This is a genomic window from Mesorhizobium sp. WSM4808 (genome assembly GCF_055811675.1).
Genome location: NZ_JBVVQX010000003.1, coordinates 26,480 through 46,179, shown reverse-complemented (window position 1 = coordinate 46,179; position 19,700 = coordinate 26,480). Strand labels below are relative to the sequence as shown.

At 63.0% G+C, this 19,700-nt stretch carries 24 protein-coding genes; 8 read left to right on the top strand and 16 right to left on the bottom strand.

The window, feature by feature from the left end; genetic code table 11:
- The first annotated feature begins 128 nt into the window (after positions 1-128).
- The gene (locus AC0L2U_RS05515; RefSeq protein WP_127397287.1) at positions 129-1,031 is read left to right on the top strand and encodes an AraC family transcriptional regulator; all 903 of its coding nucleotides are present in this window, start codon (positions 129-131) and stop codon (positions 1,029-1,031) included.
- A gap of 137 nt (positions 1,032-1,168) precedes the next feature.
- On the opposite strand, the gene AC0L2U_RS05510 is transcribed toward AC0L2U_RS05515, so the two are convergent.
- From AC0L2U_RS05510 to lgt, 6 genes are all read right to left on the bottom strand, one after another.
- Positions 1,169-2,104: a ribose-phosphate pyrophosphokinase gene (locus tag AC0L2U_RS05510; RefSeq protein ID WP_013530002.1), complete on the bottom strand. Its 936-nt coding sequence runs from the start codon at positions 2,102-2,104 to the stop codon at positions 1,169-1,171.
- A 238-nt stretch (positions 2,105-2,342) separates the two neighbouring features.
- Positions 2,343-2,930 carry a hypothetical protein gene (locus AC0L2U_RS05505; protein ID WP_473601539.1) on the bottom strand — a complete coding sequence of 196 codons (588 nt, stop codon included), beginning with the start codon at positions 2,928-2,930 and terminating at the stop codon, positions 2,343-2,345.
- Positions 2,931-2,973: 43 nt separating this feature from the next.
- Positions 2,974-4,125 (bottom strand): M24 family metallopeptidase, encoded by a 1,152-nt coding sequence (locus tag AC0L2U_RS05500; protein WP_127270541.1) that lies wholly within the window; start codon positions 4,123-4,125, stop codon positions 2,974-2,976.
- Positions 4,125-4,919: a peptidoglycan editing factor PgeF gene (gene pgeF, locus AC0L2U_RS05495; RefSeq protein WP_127380566.1), complete on the bottom strand. Its 795-nt coding sequence runs from the start codon at positions 4,917-4,919 to the stop codon at positions 4,125-4,127. Before pgeF ends, AC0L2U_RS05500 begins: the two co-directional genes overlap by 1 nt.
- Positions 4,920-5,026: 107 nt before the next feature.
- Positions 5,027-6,115, bottom strand: a complete 1,089-nt coding sequence (locus tag AC0L2U_RS05490) for a class I SAM-dependent methyltransferase (protein WP_127809535.1) — start codon at positions 6,113-6,115, stop codon at positions 5,027-5,029.
- Positions 6,112-6,966: a prolipoprotein diacylglyceryl transferase gene (lgt, locus tag AC0L2U_RS05485; protein WP_127396991.1), complete on the bottom strand. Its 855-nt coding sequence runs from the start codon at positions 6,964-6,966 to the stop codon at positions 6,112-6,114. Before lgt ends, AC0L2U_RS05490 begins: the two co-directional genes overlap by 4 nt.
- A 168-nt stretch (positions 6,967-7,134) precedes the next feature.
- Between lgt and AC0L2U_RS05480 the strand changes: the two genes are divergently transcribed.
- The 3 genes from AC0L2U_RS05480 (at position 7,135) to AC0L2U_RS05470 (ending at position 8,671) form a co-directional block, all read left to right on the top strand.
- Positions 7,135-7,437, top strand: a complete 303-nt coding sequence (locus AC0L2U_RS05480) for an accessory factor UbiK family protein (RefSeq protein ID WP_013530008.1) — start codon at positions 7,135-7,137, stop codon at positions 7,435-7,437.
- Between the two features lie 346 nt (positions 7,438-7,783).
- On the top strand, positions 7,784-8,284 hold the full coding sequence (locus tag AC0L2U_RS05475) for a type III secretion system chaperone family protein (protein ID WP_013893499.1): 501 nt from the start codon (positions 7,784-7,786) through the stop codon (positions 8,282-8,284).
- A 27-nt stretch (positions 8,285-8,311) separates the two neighbouring features.
- Positions 8,312-8,671, top strand: coding sequence for a tRNA-binding protein (locus AC0L2U_RS05470; RefSeq protein WP_127261686.1), 360 nt, complete (start codon positions 8,312-8,314; stop codon positions 8,669-8,671).
- Here the strand turns inward: AC0L2U_RS05470 and AC0L2U_RS05465 are convergent.
- The 4 genes from AC0L2U_RS05465 to AC0L2U_RS05450 all read right to left on the bottom strand — a co-directional run bounded on the left by AC0L2U_RS05465 (position 8,668) and on the right by AC0L2U_RS05450 (position 12,614).
- Positions 8,668-9,690: a glycosyltransferase family 4 protein gene (locus tag AC0L2U_RS05465; protein ID WP_473601538.1), complete on the bottom strand. Its 1,023-nt coding sequence runs from the start codon at positions 9,688-9,690 to the stop codon at positions 8,668-8,670. The genes AC0L2U_RS05470 and AC0L2U_RS05465 overlap by 4 nt on opposite strands.
- Before the next feature lie 219 nt (positions 9,691-9,909).
- Positions 9,910-11,325: an ATP-binding protein gene (locus AC0L2U_RS05460; protein WP_127268417.1), complete on the bottom strand. Its 1,416-nt coding sequence runs from the start codon at positions 11,323-11,325 to the stop codon at positions 9,910-9,912.
- Positions 11,326-11,374: 49 nt separating this feature from the next.
- Positions 11,375-12,094, bottom strand: a complete 720-nt coding sequence (locus AC0L2U_RS05455; protein ID WP_013530014.1) for a response regulator — start codon at positions 12,092-12,094, stop codon at positions 11,375-11,377.
- On the bottom strand, positions 12,081-12,614 hold the full coding sequence (locus AC0L2U_RS05450) for a MarR family winged helix-turn-helix transcriptional regulator (protein WP_473601537.1): 534 nt from the start codon (positions 12,612-12,614) through the stop codon (positions 12,081-12,083). Before AC0L2U_RS05450 ends, AC0L2U_RS05455 begins: the two co-directional genes overlap by 14 nt.
- Before the next feature lie 246 nt (positions 12,615-12,860).
- On the opposite strand from AC0L2U_RS05450, the gene AC0L2U_RS05445 reads away from it, so the two are divergent.
- The 3 genes from AC0L2U_RS05445 (at position 12,861) to AC0L2U_RS05435 (ending at position 14,994) form a co-directional block, all read left to right on the top strand.
- Positions 12,861-13,754, top strand: a complete 894-nt coding sequence (locus tag AC0L2U_RS05445) for a branched-chain amino acid aminotransferase (protein ID WP_127397660.1) — start codon at positions 12,861-12,863, stop codon at positions 13,752-13,754.
- A gap of 145 nt (positions 13,755-13,899) precedes the next feature.
- Complete coding sequence (locus tag AC0L2U_RS05440) at positions 13,900-14,217, top strand: hypothetical protein (protein ID WP_023809804.1); 318 nt, start codon at positions 13,900-13,902, stop codon at positions 14,215-14,217.
- 138 nt (positions 14,218-14,355) lie between these two features.
- Complete coding sequence (locus AC0L2U_RS05435; protein ID WP_473601536.1) at positions 14,356-14,994, top strand: MBL fold metallo-hydrolase; 639 nt, start codon at positions 14,356-14,358, stop codon at positions 14,992-14,994.
- 225 nt (positions 14,995-15,219) lie between these two features.
- On the opposite strand, the gene AC0L2U_RS05430 is transcribed toward AC0L2U_RS05435, so the two are convergent.
- The 3 genes from AC0L2U_RS05430 to AC0L2U_RS05420 form a co-directional block, all read right to left on the bottom strand.
- Complete coding sequence (locus AC0L2U_RS05430; protein WP_127268420.1) at positions 15,220-15,651, bottom strand: BA14K family protein; 432 nt, start codon at positions 15,649-15,651, stop codon at positions 15,220-15,222.
- 177 nt (positions 15,652-15,828) lie between these two features.
- Positions 15,829-16,041 carry a cold-shock protein gene (locus AC0L2U_RS05425; RefSeq protein ID WP_013530020.1) on the bottom strand — a complete coding sequence of 71 codons (213 nt, stop codon included), beginning with the start codon at positions 16,039-16,041 and terminating at the stop codon, positions 15,829-15,831.
- A 320-nt stretch (positions 16,042-16,361) separates the two neighbouring features.
- Positions 16,362-16,574 carry a cold-shock protein gene (locus AC0L2U_RS05420; protein ID WP_006202520.1) on the bottom strand — a complete coding sequence of 71 codons (213 nt, stop codon included), beginning with the start codon at positions 16,572-16,574 and terminating at the stop codon, positions 16,362-16,364.
- Positions 16,575-17,065: 491 nt separating this feature from the next.
- Between AC0L2U_RS05420 and AC0L2U_RS05415 the strand changes: the two genes are divergently transcribed.
- Entirely contained in the window at positions 17,066-17,482 is a 417-nt protein-coding gene (locus AC0L2U_RS05415) for a Kazal-type serine protease inhibitor domain-containing protein (protein WP_473601535.1), read from the top strand.
- A 31-nt stretch (positions 17,483-17,513) separates the two neighbouring features.
- On the opposite strand, the gene AC0L2U_RS05410 is transcribed toward AC0L2U_RS05415, so the two are convergent.
- From AC0L2U_RS05410 to AC0L2U_RS05400, 3 genes are all read right to left on the bottom strand, one after another.
- Positions 17,514-19,067 (bottom strand): EAL domain-containing protein, encoded by a 1,554-nt coding sequence (locus AC0L2U_RS05410; protein ID WP_473601534.1) that lies wholly within the window; start codon positions 19,065-19,067, stop codon positions 17,514-17,516.
- 148 nt (positions 19,068-19,215) lie between these two features.
- Complete coding sequence (locus AC0L2U_RS05405) at positions 19,216-19,434, bottom strand: hypothetical protein (RefSeq protein ID WP_127294949.1); 219 nt, start codon at positions 19,432-19,434, stop codon at positions 19,216-19,218.
- 99 nt (positions 19,435-19,533) lie between these two features.
- Positions 19,534-19,671, bottom strand: a complete 138-nt coding sequence (locus AC0L2U_RS05400; RefSeq protein WP_473601533.1) for a hypothetical protein — start codon at positions 19,669-19,671, stop codon at positions 19,534-19,536.
- Positions 19,672-19,700 lie beyond the last annotated feature (29 nt).

The window sequence follows — 19,700 nt, the reverse complement described above, 5'->3', positions numbered from 1 at the left end:
TCGGACGCACCTGCGGCCGCCTTGTCGGACGCTCCTGTGGAGCGCTTGGGACCGGTGCCTTATAAGCTGCTTGCGGGATGACTTCTTTCGTGGTTTGGTCCAATAGTTTCGCAAGTGGGCCATATCGGATGCCGCACGGCAAAGAAGTCTTTCACGCTGGCAACGCCAATCTCGGGCAGTTGCACGAGAGCCGCTGGCAGTGGCTTGAGCAAGTGGCCGGGCCGGCGGTGGCATTGCCGACCGAATATCCCGATGGCTACCGTGTGCCGCAACACCGCCACAGCCGCAGCCAGCTCTTGCATGCGCTTGTCGGCGTGGTGCTGGTGACGACGCGCTACGGGCGCTGGATGGTGCCGCCCGACCACGCGATGTGGATTCCAGCCGGCACCGAGCATTCCGTCGAGATGCTGGGCGATGTCTCGATGCGTTCGGTCTATGTCATGCCACAGGCGATCCCCGGGCTGCCCGAAGGCTTGCGCGTCGTCGGCGTCACCGACCTGATGCACAGCCTGATCGTGGAATCGGAAAAGCTGCCGCAAGGCGGCGTTCTGGAAGGACGTGGTGGGCTGATCATGAACCTTTTGCTGCACGAAATCCCGACCTTGCCGGAACGGCCGCTCGGCCTGCCATTCCCGTCCGATCCAAGGCTGTCGGCGCTCTGCCGGCGCTTCGTCGCGGCACCGTCGCCGCATGCGACCATCGATGAATGGGCGGATGCCGCCGGCATGAGCCGCCGCTCCTTCACCCGCGCCTTCCAGCGCCAGACCGGCCTGTCGCTGTCGACATGGCGCCAGCAGGCCTGCCTGTTCGCGGCGCTGCCCAGGCTGGCGGACGGCGAGCCGATCACCAGGGTGGCGCTCGATCTCGGCTATGACAGCGTGCCGGCCTTCATCACCATGTTCAAGCGCATGCTGGGAACCTCGCCGCGCGGCTATATGCGCGGCGCACGAGAAAGCGTCGAGGTCGCTCGTCGCCTGGTCGGCCCGGTTCGGTTGGAAAGCCCTGCGCCGCAACGGCAGGTGCTGTTCTAGAGCATTTTACCGTTTCATGGAAACGGCGAGCTGCTCTAACTCTTTGTTTTGACGTAATTCTCTAGGGAAAGCGCTACGCGCTTTTCCCGGGAAAACCGCTTCACACTTTTCCTAGAATTGCTCTAGCTAGAATTGCTCTAGTCGAACAGGCTCGACACCGATTCCTCGGTCGCGGTGCGCGAAATGGCTTCGCCCATGAGGTCGGCGATCGAGATGACGCGGATGTTGGGCGCGTCGAGCACGCCCTGGGTGGGCTGGATGGAATCGGTGATCACCAGTTCCTGCAGCTTCGAGCCGCTGATGCGGGCAACCGCACCGCCCGACAGCACACCGTGGGTGATATAGGCGGTGACACTGGTGGCGCCGTTGGCCAGCAGTGCATCGGCGGCGTTGCACAGCGTGCCGCCGGAATCGACGATGTCGTCGATCAGCAGGCAATCCTTGCCGGCGACCGCGCCGATGATGTTCATGACTTCCGATTCGCCGGGCCGTTCGCGGCGCTTGTCGACGATGGCCAATTGCGCATCGAAGCGCTTGGCCAGCGCACGGGCGCGGACCACGCCGCCAATGTCGGGCGAGACAACCACGACGTTGCCGAGTTGCTTGTATTTGGCCTTCACGTCGCGGGCCATCACCGGCACGGAAAACAGATTGTCGGTCGGAATATCGAAGAAGCCCTGGATCTGGCCGGCATGCAGGTCAAGTGTCAGAACGCGGTCGACACCGGCGCGGGTGATCATGTTGGCGACCAGCTTGGCCGAGATCGGCGTGCGGCCGGAGGCGCGGCGGTCCTGCCTGGCGTAGCCGAAATAGGGGATGACCGCCGTGATGCGCTTGGCCGAGGAACGCATGAAGGCATCGATCATGATGAGCAATTCCATCAAATGATCGTTGGTCGGGAACGAGGTCGATTGCAGGATGAAGACATCCTCGCCGCGCACGTTTTCCTGGATTTCGACGAAGATTTCCTGGTCGGCGAAGCGCCTGACCGTGGCTTTGCCCAGCGGGACGTTGAGGTACCGGGCGACCGCTTCGGCCAGCACCCTGTTGGAATTGCCCGCGAAGAGTTTCATGCACGGTTCCTGGTGGAGGATGATGAGACCTGACGGACTCGCTTGCGCCCTTTAACCGGGCTTTTAGCGGCCCGCGCCGGTATTGCAAGCGCCGAGATCGGGAATCCGCCGGCTAAACTCAAGAAAGCTCCGCGCCATCGCCGGGCTGCAACAGGGAGCAGCGGACTTGCGCTGCTCCTTCTTCTCGTTGGGCATTGGATTTTCCCAAAACCGTCTCCACTTTTTGGGCCCGATGCCTCTAGCCCGCCTTGCCGCCGAGCCAGGCCGCGAATTGGTCGATGGTCTGGTCGGCGATCGTCTGCATGGTGGCCGGCGAGACCCCCTTCCAGCTGTCGCCGCCCGCGCTGGCGCCGGAATTGACCGACGGGGCCCTCTGCTGACCATTGATGCGGTGCAGCCGGTTGCCGGCGGGGTCATAGACATCCCAGACATAGATGACGGTGGTGTCGGCGCCTTCCGACATCGTCGAGAAATAGCCCTTCAGCACATGTGTCACGGTCTGGTCGGCGCTGCCGGCGAGCGTGATACCGCGCTGCCTGGCGCGGGTCTGCAACTCCGCCGTCAGAGGTGTCGCGGCTTCCACCGAAGCGCCGACGATCGGCGCGATCTGCAGGCGGGTCTTCGACAGGATGGCAGCGCTTTGGGCTGATGTGACCGGTGCGGCGGTGGTTGCGGGAGCGCCCGCCGTGCTGGTGGCGGGCAGCGTCTGGGTCGACGTCGCCGGCGGAGTGATCGCCGACGGTTCGAGCACGTCCTTTGCGTTGGTGCAGGCGGCAAGAGCCAATGCCACAAGCAATGACACGGTCGTCACATGCGATCGTCTCATTTGCCTTCTAACTCCTTGGCGAAGAACGCCTCCCATTGTGGATTCACTGTACGATCAAGTCGAGATCATGGCGGGACAGCGGCTTGGGCTGGGATTCGGTGGTCAGGTAGGTGCGGCCAAGCGTCATCGCCGTCTCGGTATCGGAGTCCATGATGATCATATGGGCGAACAGCGTCATGTTGGGCGCGATCGGTTCGGGATTGCCCTGGTAGAACATCGGCATGTCCATCCAGGACGGGGTGAAGCGGGCGCCGACCGAATAGCCGCAGGCGTTCAGCCGGTGCTTGGTCAGGCCGTGTGCCTCCATGGTGCGGGCATGCGCATCGAAGACGTCGCCGAAGCTGTTGCCCGGCGTCATCGCCTTTTCGACAGCCAGGAGTGCCGCGCGGGCGGCGTCGAACAATTCCTGATGGCGCTTCGACACCTTGCCGGTCAGCACCGTGCGCATCATCGGTGCGTGGTAGTGGTTGAAGACGCCGGCCCATTCGAGCGTCAGCTGGTCATTTTTGGTGAGCTTGCGGCGGCCGGCCTTGTAGCGGCACAGCAGCGCATCGACGCCGGAGCCGATGATGAATTCGTTGGCCGGATAGTCGCCGCCGCCGGCAAAGATCGCACCCTGCATGGCGGCCAGGATCAGGGCTTCGTCGCCGCCTTGCTTGATCAGCGGCAGCGCCGCGTCGAGCGCATCGTCGGAGAGATTGGCGGCCTTCTCGGCCTTGGCGATCTCGGCCGGGCTCTTGAACAGGCGCAGGCGGCCGACAATGCCGGACGCATCGGCGATCTGGCCGAAGGTCTGCAACTGTTCGTCGAGCCGTCGGCCATTGAACGCGGTCAGGCCATGGGTGTCGTATTCGACACCGATGCGGGCTCCGAGCAGGTCGAGTTCGTTGAGCAGATTACGCAGGTCTACCGCCGGATTGGCGCCATTACGGTCCGTCCACAAGACGATGTTGTCGATAATCGAGGTCTGACGCGCCTGGCGCAGGTCGGCCGAGCGGGTCAGCAGCACCATCGAACCGTCGGCCTTCACCACCAGGCACTGGAAGAAGCAGAAGCCGAACGTGTCGTAGCCGGTCAGCCAGTACATGCTTTCCTGCGCGAACAGCAGGATGGCATCAAGCTTCTTTTCGGCCATCTCGATGATCAGCCGGTCGCGCCGCGCGTCAAATTCAGATCGTTCAAAATGCAGCGCCATTATTCCCTCTCCAAGACGATTGCCGAAACCTGCCGGCCGTAATCGGGCTCCTTGCGATGCGTGGTGCGCCGGTAGGAGTAGAACAGGCCTTCCTCGGCGTAAGTGCAGCGGTCGAGGCCCTCAGCCGTCACGCCGGCCTCGGCCAGCCGGTCAACCGTGTAGCGGTTGAGGTCGAACATGGCATGGCCGGCATTGGCGGACGGCGCGAAATAGAGGATGTTTTCGGCGTCGGCATCGACAAAGCGGGCGACGAATTCCGGGCCGACCTCGTAGTTATCAGGGCCGATGGAGGGGCCCAGCACGGCGACGATGTTTTGACGCCGGGCACCGAGGCTTTCCATTGCCAGGATGGTGTTTTCGAGCACGCCGGTGAACGCGCCTTTCCAGCCGGCATGCGCGGCGCCGATGATGCGCGCCTCAGCATCCGCGAACAGCACGGGACCGCAATCGGCGGTCGAAGCGCCGATGGCGATGCCCGGCCGGTCGGTGACGATGGCGTCTGCCTTGGGCCGCTCGCCGGCAAAGGGCTCCCTGGCGATGATGACGTCGGGCGAATGGATTTGCCAGGCGGTCAACAGATGGTTCGCCGGCACGCCCATCCAGGCGGCGACGCGGCCGCGGTTCTCTGCGACCAGCGCCTGGTCGTCATTCGATCCGGTGCCGATGTTGAGGCCCTGGTAGATGCCGCCGGAGACACCGCCGATGCGGGTGAAATAGCCGTGGCGGATGCCTTGTGCCTGCGCCTTGTCCAGCAGCGGCGACCGAACGGGATCCGGTTTGGTCTGATTCAGCATGCGGGCGTTGTTGTCCGTGTGGGCGGTTTCGTCAAGAAGAAGGTGCTTGGTCGAGAACAGGCGCTGCAAAGCGCGGACGGGAGATTGGGAGGGGCGGCGGTAAAAAGTCAATCCGCCCCGGCGAAGGGCCGAACCGCCACGCCGCGAGGCAGTACCGCAAGCACCTTGAACAGCTCGCCCATGGCTTGCGGCCCTGCGAGGCGCTCGACGTCGCCGGCGATCCTTTCGCGCGCCGCCTGGCCGGCATCGGCGCCAAGCCGGCCGGCGCGCTCGAGGATGCCCATGCCGAGCAGGAAGTCGCCCTGTGTCGTCAGATGGGCTTCGAGGCCATGTGCACGCACGATCGCGGCCAGGGCGGCGAAATCGACATGGGAGGTGAGGTCGGCCTCACCGGGATTGGCCAGCACATCTTCGTGATCGTGGCTGCGCAAGGCCTGCAGCGTGTCCCCGACACCCGGCTGGAGATGGCCATAGTCGAGAAACAGGCCGGCGCCGCCATGCCTGGATATGCGCTCGGCGATCGTTGCCATGAGCGCGGTGCGGGCAGGCGCCACTTCGGCGATCGAACCTTGCGGCGCTTGGGTGGCATCGGCGGGCAGCAGCGTCGGGTCGACCGAGCCGGCGCCGGCGAAGAAGCAAAGGTCGTTGGTCTCGTCGAGGCCGACCACGCGCTCGCGCCAGCCGGCGCCGGCGCGGAGGAACTGGCGGATGGGCACGGCGTCGAACAGTTCGTTGCCGACGATGAACAGCGGTTGCTGCGGCAAGGTCTCGATGGTTTCATGCCAGCCAACCGCGAAGGGTGTGGCGCCAAGCGTCTGCTTTTGCACCTCGGTCAGGCGCGGGCTGGTCTCGATCATGGCGAAGGTGGCGCCGCTGGCCAGATCAGGATCGAGCCGCGACAGCGTACGCAGCATGTCCTTCATCAGCGTGCCGCGGCCGGGGCCGATCTCGGCGATGGTGGCCGGCAGCGGCCGGCCGCTCGCCTGCCACGCCTGGTACATCCACACGGCGACCAGTTCACCGAACATCTGGCTGATCTCCGGCGCGGTGATGAAGTCACCGGCCGCACCAAAAGGCTCGCGCGTCGTGTAGTAGCCGTCCGCCGGGTCGAACAGGCACATCGCCATGTATTCGTTGATCGGTATCGGCCCCAGGGCCTCGATCAGGTCGACGATGCGGGTCTTCAGCCGTGTCATGCCGGCTGCGGCTGCGTCACCGGCTTGGCGGTCAGCATCGCCCAGATGCCGGCCAGCACCATCGGCGTCGACAGGATCATGCCCATGGTCAGCCAGTTGGTGCCGAGGAGGTAGCCGAGCTGCTGGTCGGGCTCGCGGAAGAACTCGACAAAAATGCGCGACAGGCCGTAGCCGCAGATGAAGGCGCCGCCGACGAAGCGCGGCGTCTTCAGCTTGAGGCGCGAATGGGTGAGAATGCGCAGCACGAGGAACAGCACCACGCCTTCGAGAAGCGCCTCGTAGAGCTGGCTCGGGTGACGGGCAAACGGCCCGCCATTGGGGAATTCGAAAGCCCAGGGCACGTCGGTTGGGCGCCCCCACAACTCGGAGTTGATGAAGTTGGCGACGCGCACCAGGCCAAGGCCGACCGGCACGCCGGCCGCCACGACGTCAAACAGCGACCAGGTGCGGATGCCGCGCTTGATGGAAAACAGCGTCATGGCGAGGATGACGCCAAGCAGGCCGCCATGGAACGACATACCGCCTTGCCAGACCGCCAAGATATCGAGCGGGTGGGCGATGTAGCGTGGCAGATCATAGAACAGCACATAGCCGGTGCGGCCGCCGAGCACGACGCCGATGGCCGCCCAGACGATGAAGTCGTCGAGATCCTCCGGCTTCATCGGCAGGACGCCGTTCGGCCACAGCCTGGCATTGGCGGCGAGCCGCTTGGCGTACCACCAGGCAAACAGGATGCCGACGATATAGCCGACGCCATACCAGTGCACCGCCAGCGGCCCGATCTGGATGAGGATCGGGTTGATGTTGGGGAAGGGCAAGGAGGCCAGCGGCAGCAGGAAATATTCGTTCAACGGGGAACTCTCATTTCGAAACGCGTTTGCGCGCGGACCATGCGGCAGGGTTTTGGCAGGGTCAAGGCAAGGTGGGCGCCCTCGACTTGATGCCGCAGCGCGGCGCAACATGCTTGCATTCGACGCGCAGCGCCACTACGTCAATTTGTGCAAGCGCGAGGATTTGCCATGTCGACCGGACCGAACCGCATTCTCGATGAATTCGCCAAGCTGATGACCGACGCCGCCGGCGCCGCCCAGGGCGTGCGCCGGGAGGTGGAGACGGCCTTCAAGGGGCAGGCCGAACGCATTCTCAACACCATGGACGTGGTGCAGCGCGAAGAGTTCGAAGCCGCGCGCGAGATGGCCGCCAAGGCGCGGGAAGAAAACACTCGCCTTGCCGCCCGCATCGAGGCGCTCGAGGCGAAGCTTGCCGAACTGGCCGGCGACGCCACACCAGCGACGGCGGCCAAGCCGCGCACAAAAAAATAATCGTTAAACTTTTCCACATAGCCCGATCCTGAAAAGCGCTTTGCCGTGAATCGCTTAACGGCATTGCATGAATCTTTGTGACAGCGGCTTTCCACATGCGAATGACGCAGTGCGAAAAATTGGGCTGTTCACGCGACTCCCGATCAATAGACTGAATTTGTTGCATGATTCGGAGCAGGGTCATGCGACCGGGCGGTGGGGTCCGGTCTGGGGTCTTTGCGTCGAGAAGGTAGTCTTTTGCGCGAAGAAAGTCCTGGTCGTCCGAGTTCTAGACAAGATTGTTCGTTGTGTGTGCCCTCCCGCGGAGCGTGTGGCGGCGCTCGTACAGAACGACAGGAAGCATTCCATGGAACTTCTCGAACTCGAATTCTCCCGCGAAATCCATCCGGTGGATGTTATCGAGCAGGTGGCCCACAACAACGACTGGTCCTTTGAGCGGGCCGGCGACGACGAGATTTCGATCTCGGTTGCCGGAAGCTGGACCGACTATCACGTCTCCTTCTCGTGGATGGAGGATTTCGAGGCGCTGCACCTTGCCTGCGCCTTCGACATCAAGGTGCCGGAGACCCGCGCGCTGGAAGTGATGCGGCTCTTGTCGCTGATCAACGAGCAGATGCTGTTTGGCCATTTCGACCTCTGGGAGCAGGAGGGCGCGATCATGTTCCGCCAGTCGCTGCTGCTGGCCGGCGGGGTCGAGCCGTCGAGCCAGCAGGTCGAAGTGTTGCTGTCGTCGGCGCTGGAAGCCTGCGAATGCTATTTCCAGGCGTTCCAGTTCGTTGTCTGGTCGGGAACCTCGGCCAAGGACGCCCTGGCCGGCGTGCTGTTCGAGACCTACGGCAACGCCTGAGTCCCCGCAAGGCAGACAAGAACCAAGATGAGTTCGAACAGCGAGCGCAAGCCCGAGATCAGTTTTGCCGATTTCGATCGTGTCGACATCCGCGCCGGCACGATCGTCGAGGCCGAGCCGTTTCCCGAGGCGCGCAAGCCCGCATTCAAGCTGAAGATCGATTTCGGCGCCGGCATCGGCATCAAGAAATCGTCGGCGCAGATCACCAAATATTATACACCGGAGACGCTGATCGGCCGGCAGGTGTTCGCGGTGGTCAATTTCCCGCCGCGCCAGATCGGTCCATTCATGTCGGAAGTGCTGACGCTCGGCTTTCCCGACGAAGAGGGCGCGGTGGTGCTCGGCGCGATCGAGCGCAAGGTGCCGGATGGCGGCAGGTTGTTTTAGGCCGCCAGCTTGCGCGTCGTTCCCAGCGCTTCCTCGACCGTGTCGAGGAACATCTCTGCACAAGCCTTCCAGCTGTAGCGCATGGCGCGTTCGCGTGCTTCGGCACGGTCTACATTGAGCGCGGCAAGCGAGGCCTCGCGCAGATCGTTGGAGACCGCGCCGCCAAAGCCGTCGCCGACAATGTCGATCGGCCCGGTCACCGGATAGGCGGCAACCGGCGTGCCGCTGGCCAATGCCTCGATGATGACGTTGCCGAACGTGTCGGTGCGGCTCGGGAAGACGAAGACATCGGCCGAGGCATAGATCTCGGCCAGTTCGTCGTTGGGGCGATGGCCGAGGAAATGCGCTTGCGGATATTTTGCCTTCAGCCTGGCAAGCTCGGGGCCTTCGCCGACGATCACCTTGCTGCCCGGCAGGTCGAGGTCGAGGAAGGCGGAGAGGTTCTTTTCGATGGCGACGCGGCCGACGCAGAGGAAGACCGGGCCCGGGAAGCCGAGATCCTTCTTCTTGTCGGGCCGGAAATGATCGGTATCGACGCCGCGCGTCCACGGCCGCAGCTTGGTGAAGCCGCGCGCCGAGAGGTCGTCTGCGAGCGACTGGGTGGCGACCAGCGTGCCTTGGCCGGAATTGTGGAAATCGCGCAGCCAGCGATAGGCCCAGCTTTCCGGCACCGGCAGCCGTGCGCTGAGATATTCGGGGAAGCGCGTATGATAGCTGGTGGTGAACGGCCGGCCGGCATTGCGGCAATAGCGCCGCGCCATGATGCCGAGCGGCCCTTCGGTGACGATGTGGATGTGGTCGGCCTTGCCTGCGTCGATCAGGCGCGCGACTTGGCCGGGCGTGGTCAGCGCCAGCCTGATGTCGGGATAGGTCGGCAAGGGCAGGGTGCGAAAGATGTTCGGCGTCAGGAAATCCACGGCGACATCGAAAGATTTCAGCGTCTCGGTGAGTCGCTCCAGCGTGTGGACAACGCCGTTAACCTGCGGCCGCCAGGCATCCGTGACCATCAATATGCGCATGGCGGCCCTTTGCAGGAAAGGTCGACGGTTGCCTTGAGACGATGCCGGAACGGCGACCAGACCGCTGCTCTCGCTTCGCTCCAGCGCACCCGGACGGGCACGGGGTCGAAGTGAGGCGGCAAGGTCGAATCAATTGAGGTCGCGCGCTTCATGCGCGTTCTTGATCATGGTTTCATGACGGGCGGATGAAGCCTGTTTCCACTTTCGGTATCGTGCCGGTTATGCGGGAACCTTGATGATAGCGCGCAGTCCGCCGAGCGGGCTGTCTTCAAGGGTGATGTCGCCGCCATGGGAACGGGCGATGTCGCGGGCGATCGACAGGCCGAGCCCGGTGCCGCTGGCATCGAGGTTGCGGGCTTCGTCGAGCCGCACGAAGGGTTTGAAGACGTCTTCGCGCCGGTCGGCGGGAATGCCCGGACCATCGTCGTCGATGGTGACCAGCAGCGAGCCGCGGCCATGGGTGGCGTTGACTTCCACCGTCTTGGCATAGCGGAAGGCGTTGCCGATGACGTTGGACATCAATCGGGCAAAGGCGTTCGGCCGCACATGCACATCGGGGTCTCCGGCAAGCGTCGTCGACAGCTTGCGCTTGCGCAGCCTGGCTTCCTCGCCGAGCTTTTCGAAATAGGCCTCGAGATCGAACCGTCCGGCGTCTTCCGAAGCCTCGCCACGGGCAAAGGCGAGATAGCCTTCGAGCATCGACTGCATGTCGTCGATGTCCTGGTCGAGCGCGGCCTTGGTCTCGGCCTTGCCGCCGGAAAGCGCCAACTGCAGCTTGAAGCGGGTGAGGATGGTTCGCAGGTCATGACTGACGCCGGTCAGCATGGCGGTGCGCTGCTCGATCTGGCGCTCGATGCGTTCGCGCATCTGCATGAAGGCAAAGCCGGCGCGGCGAACCTCCTCGGCGCCGCGCGGCCGGAAGTCACGCGGCATCGGCCGGCCCTTGCCGAAACTTTCGGCGGCTTCGGCAAGCATCAGGATCGGCCGGATCTGGTTGCGCAGGAAGGGAATGGCGATCATCAGGAGCACCAGCGAGGTGCCGACCATCCAGATAAGGAAGATGTGGGTGTTGGAGGCATAGGCCTGGCTGCGGCGCACGAAGACGCGCAGCACCTTGCCCTCGAGCTGCACGCGCACCTCGACGATGTTGGAGTTGCCGACCGTGTCGATCCAGAACGGGCGGTTAATCTGGCGGGTGATCTCCGACGAGAGAACATCATCCAAAATCGAGAAAAACGGTTTTGGGCCAGGCGCGGGCAGCGGGTCGGGCGGCAAGAGGTCGACCTTCAACTGCATGCGGTCCTGGGCGATGCGTATGATGTTGGTGTAGTCGGCATCGCGCGGATAGGTTTCGATCAGGTCGATGATGGCGGCGATGTCGCGCACGGTGGCCTGCGACAGGCGCTGCGTCACGGTTGCCCAGTGACGTTCCATGAAGACGAAGGCGACGACCGATTGCAGCAGGATCATCGGCGCGATGACGATGATCAGCGAGCGAGCATAGAGCCGCTTGGGCATATACAGCGAGACGAGGCGCCAGAAGCGGTTCCAGGCGCGCGGCACCGCCTTCAGCGTCCGCGCGGCGCGTACGCTCAAGCCGCCATTGCCCGGCTGTTCCAGTTCCGTGGTTGCCATTCGCTCATTTCGCTTGCCCGCAGCCGCTCAGCAGGCCGCAGGCGGCATTCTATTCCACGCTGAGCCGATACCCAATACCGCGCACGGTCTGCAGCCAGACCGGGTTGGACGGATCGCGCTCGATCTTGCGGCGCAGCCGGTTGATCTGGACGTCGATGGTGCGCTCGCCGACCTCCGAATCGTCACCGACAAGCTCGTGGCGGGGTATCGTCTCGCCGGCCCTTGCCGCGAAGATCGCCAGGATCTCCTGCTCGCGATCGGTCAGCTTCAGCGCCTCGCCGCCACGCTTCAATTCGCGCCGGGCGATCTGGAAGGTGTAGGGGCCGAAGACCAACTGCTCGACCTTGGGCGTGGTCGCCGGGCCACCACGGCGAAGGATGTTGTTGATGCGCAGGATCAGCTCGCGCGGATCGAACGGCTTCGGCAGGTAGTCGTCGGCGCCGGCCTCCAGCCCTGAGATGCGGCTGTCGGTCTCCGACAGGGCCGTCAGCATCAGGATCGGTACGTTCTTTTCGGCCCGCAGCGACTTGGTCAGGTCGACGCCCGTCTCACCCGGCATCATGACGTCCAGCACCAGAAGATCGAAGTCGAGGCCGGCAAGCTTGCGCCTGGCTTCGCCGGCATTGCCGGCGACGGTGACGCGAAAGCCGTTTTCGGTCAGATACTGCTTGAGAAGATTGCGGATGCGGGTGTCGTCGTCGACGACAAGCAGATGCGGCGCGTCGTCGTCCGGCGCGGCCGCGTGATCGACCCGTTCAGTGCTCTCCATGGCGTTTCCCTGACATTTTTGCGGACCCAACGTCGATCTGCGCCCTCAGTTCCGGATTGACCATCGCTTCGAGGAACCGTTCCACCAAGGTCCGTTCGGTTACTCCGGAATCCCCCAATGCAGCATGGATGCGGCGCGACTGTGGCCGCGCAAGCGCCAGCGCCAGCGCACGGCCTTTGGCGGTCGGATAAAGTTCGCGCTGTCGGCGGTCGCGCGGACCTTGCAACTGCACGACATGGTCGGTGTCGATCAACTGCTTGAGCACACGGGCCAGGCTCTGTTTGGTGATCTTCAGCACGTCGAGCAGTTCGGCGACCGTCAGGCCCGGCCTGCGGTTGACGAAATGCAGCACCCGGTGGTGGGCCCGGCCAAAGCCGTAGTCGGCCAGGATCTGGTCCGGATCGGAGGTGAAGTCACGATAGGCAAAGAAGAGCAGCTCGATAATGGCGAAGTCGATGCCGTCCTCGACCGACATCGCGGTCCTGATCGGTTTTCCGGCGGCTGGGCTTCGATCCGTCATTATTTCTCCGTGGGAAAGAGAGATTATGTCAGTACTATTGACGTAATTTCCCTGCAATGGTAATTTTTGACAAGCTTTTGGGCGGATTGCGAACGAAAAGGCAAGGGAAGCCGGTTTTTCCGGAATTTCCTAAGTTTGCCAGAGCGCAATTATCCGCTTACGCTCCACCATAAAAGCCGCTTCGGGCGGCCGACACGAAACACACAACGATACAAGTATCCGGGCTGCCGCCCGTGGGAGGTTACCATGGCATCCGTTCCCTTCGATCAACTCGATGGCTTCATCTGGATGAACGGCGAATTCGTCCAATGGGGTGACGCCAAGATCCATGTGCTGACGCACGGGCTGCATTACGCCAGCGCCGTTTTCGAGGGAGAACGCGCCTATGGCGGCGAGATCTTCAAGCTCAACGAACACACCGAGCGCCTGCATGAATCGGCACGCCTGCTCGGTTTCAATATCCCCTATACGGTGGCCGAGCTCAACGACGCCTCATCCACGCTTCTCAAGAAGCAGGGTTTCCAGGACGCCTATGTCCGGCCGATTGCCTGGCGCGGCAGTGAGCAGATGGGCGTCTCGGCGCAGAACAACCGCATCAACTGTGCCATCGCCATCTGGCAATGGCCGAGCTATTTCGATCCTGCGCAGAAGCTGAAAGGCATCCGTCTCGATGTGGCGGAATGGCGCCGGCCCGACCCGCGCACCGCGCCTTCCAGGTCGAAGGCAGCCGGCCTCTACATGATCTGCACCATGTCCAAGCACGCCGCCGAGGCCAAGGGCTATGCCGACGCCATGATGCTCGACTGGCGTGGCCAGGTCGCCGAAGCGACCGGAGCCAACATCTTCTTCGTCAAGGAGGGCAAGATCCACACACCCAAGCCTGACTGCTTCCTCGACGGTATCACCCGCCGCACGGTCATTGGGCTGGCCAAGGATCGCGGCCTGGAGGTGATTGAACGCGCCATCCTGCCGGAAGAGCTGGAAAGCTTCGAGCAGTGCTTCCTGACCGGGACGGCGGCGGAAGTGACGCCGGTTTCCGAGATCGGGCCTTACCGATTCGAGGTCGGCGAAATAGCCAAGAATCTTATGAATGACTATTCTGCGGCCGTTCAGCCCAAGCACGCGATCGCCGCAGAATAACGAAAGTCACAGCTTTTTTAGGAAGTAGGGGCGGTTTTCGGGCCGCCCCTTTTATTTCAGCGTTTCTGCATTTGACTTTCGTCCAATTCGGCGTCTCATGATGGTGTCGGCCCGGGAGGCTGACAGCTATGGAGGGACTAATCATATGGACATGAACACGCTTCTTCCGATCATCATACAGGTGATTACTGGCGTCATCGGTGGTCAGGCGGTCGGTGCGGCGCTCAAGACGGCGGCGATGGGTCAGCTTCCCAAAATCCTGGGCGGAGCCATTGGCGGCGTCGGCGGTGCGGCGATCCTCGGCAGCCTGCTGGGTGGCGGTGCGGTCGATCCGGCGGCTGCGGCAGCAGCAACGAGCGGTCTCGGCAGCGCGCTGAACCTGCAGAACATCGTCGGCGGCGCCGGCGGCGGCGCGATCCTGACCGCCATTCTCGGCGCGGTTATGGGCGCCATGAAGAAGTAGGCGGGCCGTTTCGGTCTTTTCAAATGGGCGGCTTCGGCCGCCCATTTCCGTTTTCGGAGCTACCGATTGTTCGTCTTTCGAGGGTGGACGCCCTTTGTCCGCGCCTCTACATCACCCGTGAACATCGAAAGGACGATCATGGGTCAGCTCAATGCCGGCATCGTGCCGGTCACACCGTTCCAGCAGAATTGTACCATCCTGTTCGACATGGATGACAAGCATGGCGTCGTCGTCGATCCGGGCGGCGATATCGACAAGGTGCTGGCGGTGCTGAAGGACAATGCGATCTCAGCCGGGGCGATCTGGATAACGCATGGCCACATCGACCATGCCGGCGGCGCAATGGAGTTGAAGGAGGCGCTCGGCGTCGAGATCATCGGTCCGCATGAGGCCGACAAGTCGCTGCTCGACAATCTGGAAAACCAGGGCAAGCGCTACGGCATCGCCGGAGCGCGCAACTGCGTGCCCGACCGGTTCCTGTCCGAAGGCGAGACCGTGTCGTTCGGCGGCCATGTGTTCGAGGTGCTGCACTGCCCCGGCCATGCACCAGGTCACGTCGTCTACTACAACCGCGCGGCCAAGTTCGCCCATGTCGGCGACGTGCTGTTCCGCGGCTCGGTCGGCCGCACCGATCTGCCGGGTGGCGACCATGCTGCACTGATCGCTTCGATCAAGGACAAACTCCTGCCGCTCGGCGACGACATCGGCTTCATCTCCGGCCACGGTCCCGGCGGACGTTTTGGCGAGGAGAGGCGGACCAATCCTTTTCTCGTTTAGAGCAATTCACCATTTCACGGAAACGGCGGGGCCGCTCTAACCTTTGTTCTGACTCAATTCCCAAGGGAAAACGCTTTGCGCTTTTCCCGGGAAACCGTTTCACACTTTTCCTGGAATTGCTGTAGGGCGTGCCGATATTCGCCTGCCCCAATCCTGTGATGCTCCAAACAAAAAAGCGCTGGCCTTGCGGTCAGCGCTTTTCTGTTGGGGCCGGGAGGCCCTGGTTTAGTTCGCCGTGCAGAAATGCTGTTCGCCGTCATTGCCGGTGAACGTGCCGGTGCGGGAATTGAAGGTGCGGTAGCGGTCCGAGCAGTATTCGTACCAATCACGCGTCCACGGCTCGGCATAACGATCAGCGTAGACCACCCGCGGCTCCGCATAGTAGCGGCGGACCGGGGCCGGGCGCACCACCACGTCACGATCGTAGTAACCGTCATCGTAGTAGCGGTCAGCGTCGGGCGGCGGGCGGTCATTGGCCAATGCGCCACCGATCAGCGCACCGGCCGCGAGGCCGAGCACGCCGGCGGCAATGGCATCGCCGTTGCCATGATGGCCATGATGGCGGCGCCAATCACGTGCGTTGGCGGCGGGCAAGGCCGAAAGCGTGGTGGCGACCACGGCAGCGGCCAGGACGGCGGTCTTGAAAATTCGGTTCATCTCGGTCTCCTTCGTGCCGGCCCGTGTAGTTTCGGGGATGCGGTCCGGCTTTACCAAAGACTAATATGCAACCGTGGCTGAACGGGGGCTGAACGGATTTCGACGAATTTATTCAAAACAGGCGTCAAAGGTCACGCGCCCTCCAGGGAGCGAAAACCATCGCCGGTCCAGGCCGGCTCAGCCGACCGACAGGTTGACGGCCTTGGGTCCCTTGCCGCGCTTGTCCGGCTCGGTGTCGAACGACACTTTCTGGCCATCCTCCAGGCCGGGAAGGCCGGACGCCTGCACGGCTGAAATATGGACGAAAACATCCTTCGCGCCATCATCGGGCGTGATGAAGCCGAAGCCCTTGGCATGGTTGAAGAATTTGACGGTGCCGGTCTGCGGCATGGGAAGCTCCTTTGTCCCATAAACTCCAGTCTCGGGCCGGCAAATGCCCGAGTGGAAATTTGTCCTTTATTTTAGCGTCATCGGCAAGAGAAAGTTTTGCGGGCGTCTAAAGCACGTTGCGGCACGCTTTGGCTCTTTGTTTTTATGCAAGTCGTTGCCCAGAACCTGGCGGCTGGGCGACATCACCGGCCCGCGCCTTCGATAAGGAAAAGGCGCGACGAAGATCGCCGCGCCTTTCAAAAATTCAGATCCCTCTCCAGGCCAGGTGCAGGCATGGAGCCTCCGTCGCACGTCCGAGTGACATGCGGCGCGCCGATGGCTCAGGCTGCGCGGAGGTTGACGGCCTTGGGGCCCTTGCCCATGCGGTCCGGCTCGACGTCGAAGGTGACCTTCTGGCCGTCGACGAGCGTGCGCAAGCCGGAGGCTTCGATCGCGGAGATATGGACGAATACATCCTTGGCGCCACCATCGGGCGTGATGAAACCGAAGCCTTTGGTCGCGTTGAAGAATTTAACGGTGCCGGTCTGGGCCATTGGGGAAACTCCTTCACCCGTTCAGTCTTTGGTGGTCCCGCCCGCCGCCTGGCGCAAAGGGCAGTTCCCGGTGGTTGCTTCGGCAGTCATGCATTGGCGCATGGTCAAACCCCCCGCCGAAAACGGGGCCGTCAGAGATTCACAGTATCGGGGAAAGGTCGTCCAAAACGTTCCGCTCTCCGGGTCGCAAATGCCCGAACACGGAATTTATCGCACGGAAACGTGATGGTTGCAAGATACCGCCGCGGGCCGCCGTACTGGCGCATCCCGACGCATCAATCGACTGACCTGAGCATCGATGGGCTCGGCATAGGCTTGCTTGCCGGCCGGGTCATCGGCCAGAGCCGGGCCACGAATGGGCCAGACATCGCGGCGCGCTGACCTCCCTTGCGGTCCAGGCGCCGTTATCGTTTGCCGAGCTCAAACGGGGGTTGCATTCGGCAAGGGAATGGCGAGGATCGGTAACCGGGGACCGATCGTGGGAGATCATCATGAAATTTCTGGCGGCAATCTTTTCGCGGCAGGGTTTTGTCATCTTGTTGCTGTCGGCAATTCTTGCCGCCTGCACCGTTGTGGTCGATGAGGGACCAGGGCCACGCCCGCGTCCGCCACGGCCCGAGCCGCAATATTGCAGCAAGCAGTACGAGCCGGTCTGTGCCCGGCGCGGCGGCGACCGCCAGACCTTCGCCAATTCCTGTCTCGCCGACCGGGCTGGCTACCGCATCGTGCGCGCCGGTCCGTGCCGCGACAGCGGCGGTGGCGGTGGCGGTGGCGGTGGCGAGCAGACGTTCTGCACCCGCGAATATGCTCCGGTCTGCGGCCGCCGGCATGGCGAGATGCGTACCTTCCCCAATTCCTGCGAAGCCCGCGCCGCGGACTATCGCGTCGTTGGCGACGGGCCGTGCTGAGAACGCTGCGCCTTGTTGAGGACGACAGGCGTCAAGCCGTCGGCTTCACCTGGCGACAGTAGGCGATGAACTCGGACGCAGGCATGGGTTTGGCGAACAGCCAGCCCTGGCCGTAGTCGACGTCGCGCGCCGCGAGGTAGTCAGCCTGCGCCTGCGTTTCCACGCCCTCGGCAACGATCTTCAGCTTCAGTGTCTTGGCCATGTCGATGATATGCGGGGTGACGGAACTGGTGGCGGAATTCGTGCTGATCGTATCGATGAACGATTTGTCGATCTTGAGCGCATCGAGCGGCAGCCCCTCGAGATAGGACAGGCTGGAATAGCCGGTACCGAAGTCGTCGATTGCCACTGCGTGCCCCATTTCGCGGGCACGAATGAGCGTCGAGCGCGCCGAGTTGATATCGACGAAACCGCGTTCGGTCGCCTCGAGCCAGATTTGCTGCGGCTGGATCCCGGTGTGCTGCAATGCTTTCTTGATAATAGGCAGGACCCGCGCGGTGCCGACATCGGTTGCGCTGAGATTGATGGCGATGTGAAGCGAGCGATCGGCGACCAGGAGCCTGTTCAGGTCGAACACAACCATCGCAATGACCTGATCGGTGATCGCCGTGATCAGGCCGCTCTCTTCCGCCAGCGGAATGAAAAGATCGGGCCGGACCAGGGAGCCATTCGGCCGCTTCCAGCGCACCAGCGCTTCCGCGCCGATGCAATTGCCGGTCCTGAGCTCGACGATCGGCTGATAGTGGACGATGAATTCGTGCTTGCGCACGGCGATCTGCAATTCTCCCGAGGGCGAAAGCCGCCTTCGTGACAGCCACACAACCACGCCGATGATGAAGGCAGCCATGAAGGCGCCGAGCGGGAGCAGCATGAATTGCTGCTTGCGAACGCTGCCCAGGATCTGGCTTGTCGGTTCGTTGGCGACAGCAATCCAGTCCGTCCCGCGCGCGGTGGCAAATAGGAGATCGTCATCGATGCCTTCGCCGGGGCCGGCGATGACCTTCTCGATACGAGCAGGATTCGGGCCGTTCAACGCGCCAAGAAGGATGCCCGTTTGCGTCGTCAAGGCGAGCTGGACACCGGGATCGACGATGACGTCGACAAAGCGTACCGGATCGACAAGGACGTTGTGGTCCCTGTATCGCAGCGCCATCAGAAAATGGTCCTCACTTATCACCGGCTGCATGCGGGCGGTGACGGCCATGCCGTCCCTGGTGGTGAAGTCAGGGGTGGATTGCGCCACGCGCCCTTCGGTCGGTCCCCAAGAAGAGCATTTGAGCAGGCCGTTTTCGAAATAGCCCATTTCTTCGATCGGGCGCGTGCTGATGGTGAGTTGCCGCATACGGGCTATATGGTCCGCCGAACAGCGGATGCCGGTGAACTGGTCGATCTGCCGCAAAGCGGCGGTGGCATCGTTGAGCGAGATGTCGGCCCTGGCGATGGCGCGGCTGGCGAACAGCCGCAGCCGCTCATGTTCCTTTTGGACGGCCTGGGTCCAAGCGAGATGAAACGTCGCCGCGATGGGCACGATGGCGCCCAGCATGGCCAACACCACCGCCGTCACGATGATGCGCGACCTGTCCATGCGCCTCCTGCCTTCGGGTATGAGCGGCGATCGTGGGTGGTCGCCCGCAACGTCTCGGCCACCAATCGCGGCAGCGGCCCGGTTCAGGCGGATCTTAGGGCCTCGATCTTACGTGAACTTTAATGGAGTCGTGGGCAGCACCGCTGCTCTAAACCGGATAGGCGCCGTCGGCCGGGCCGGCGTAAAGCTCGCAGCCATTGTCGTCGCAGATGCGCAGGCGATCGGGGATTTGCGGCATGGCCAGCGTGTGGAACAGCGCGGTGGCGCCCTGCAGCGCGGCGCGCAGATTCGGCGCCTCCAGCGATACCTTGTCGAGAGTGGCTTCGTCGGCGTCGCGCGACCGGTAGAACTCGATGACGAAATTCAAGCGCGCCTCCGTGGCAGAGCATTGCGCAGGCCTGTCCAGTCAATTCGCCACCTCACAGAGGACGACGGAAAGGGCGCACGAGGCGCGCCCTCCAGTTTGTCAGCCTTTCGACTTCGGCCTCAAGCTGCTCTCCGCCTGCTTGACCGACGAACCGAACGGGGAGGCGGGCTTTGCCACGACCTTGTCCTTCTTCGGCTTGCGTGTCTCGCGGTTGCTTCGCTGTTGACCTTTGGACATGTCGTGCTCCTGCTTCAGTGTTGGCTTGG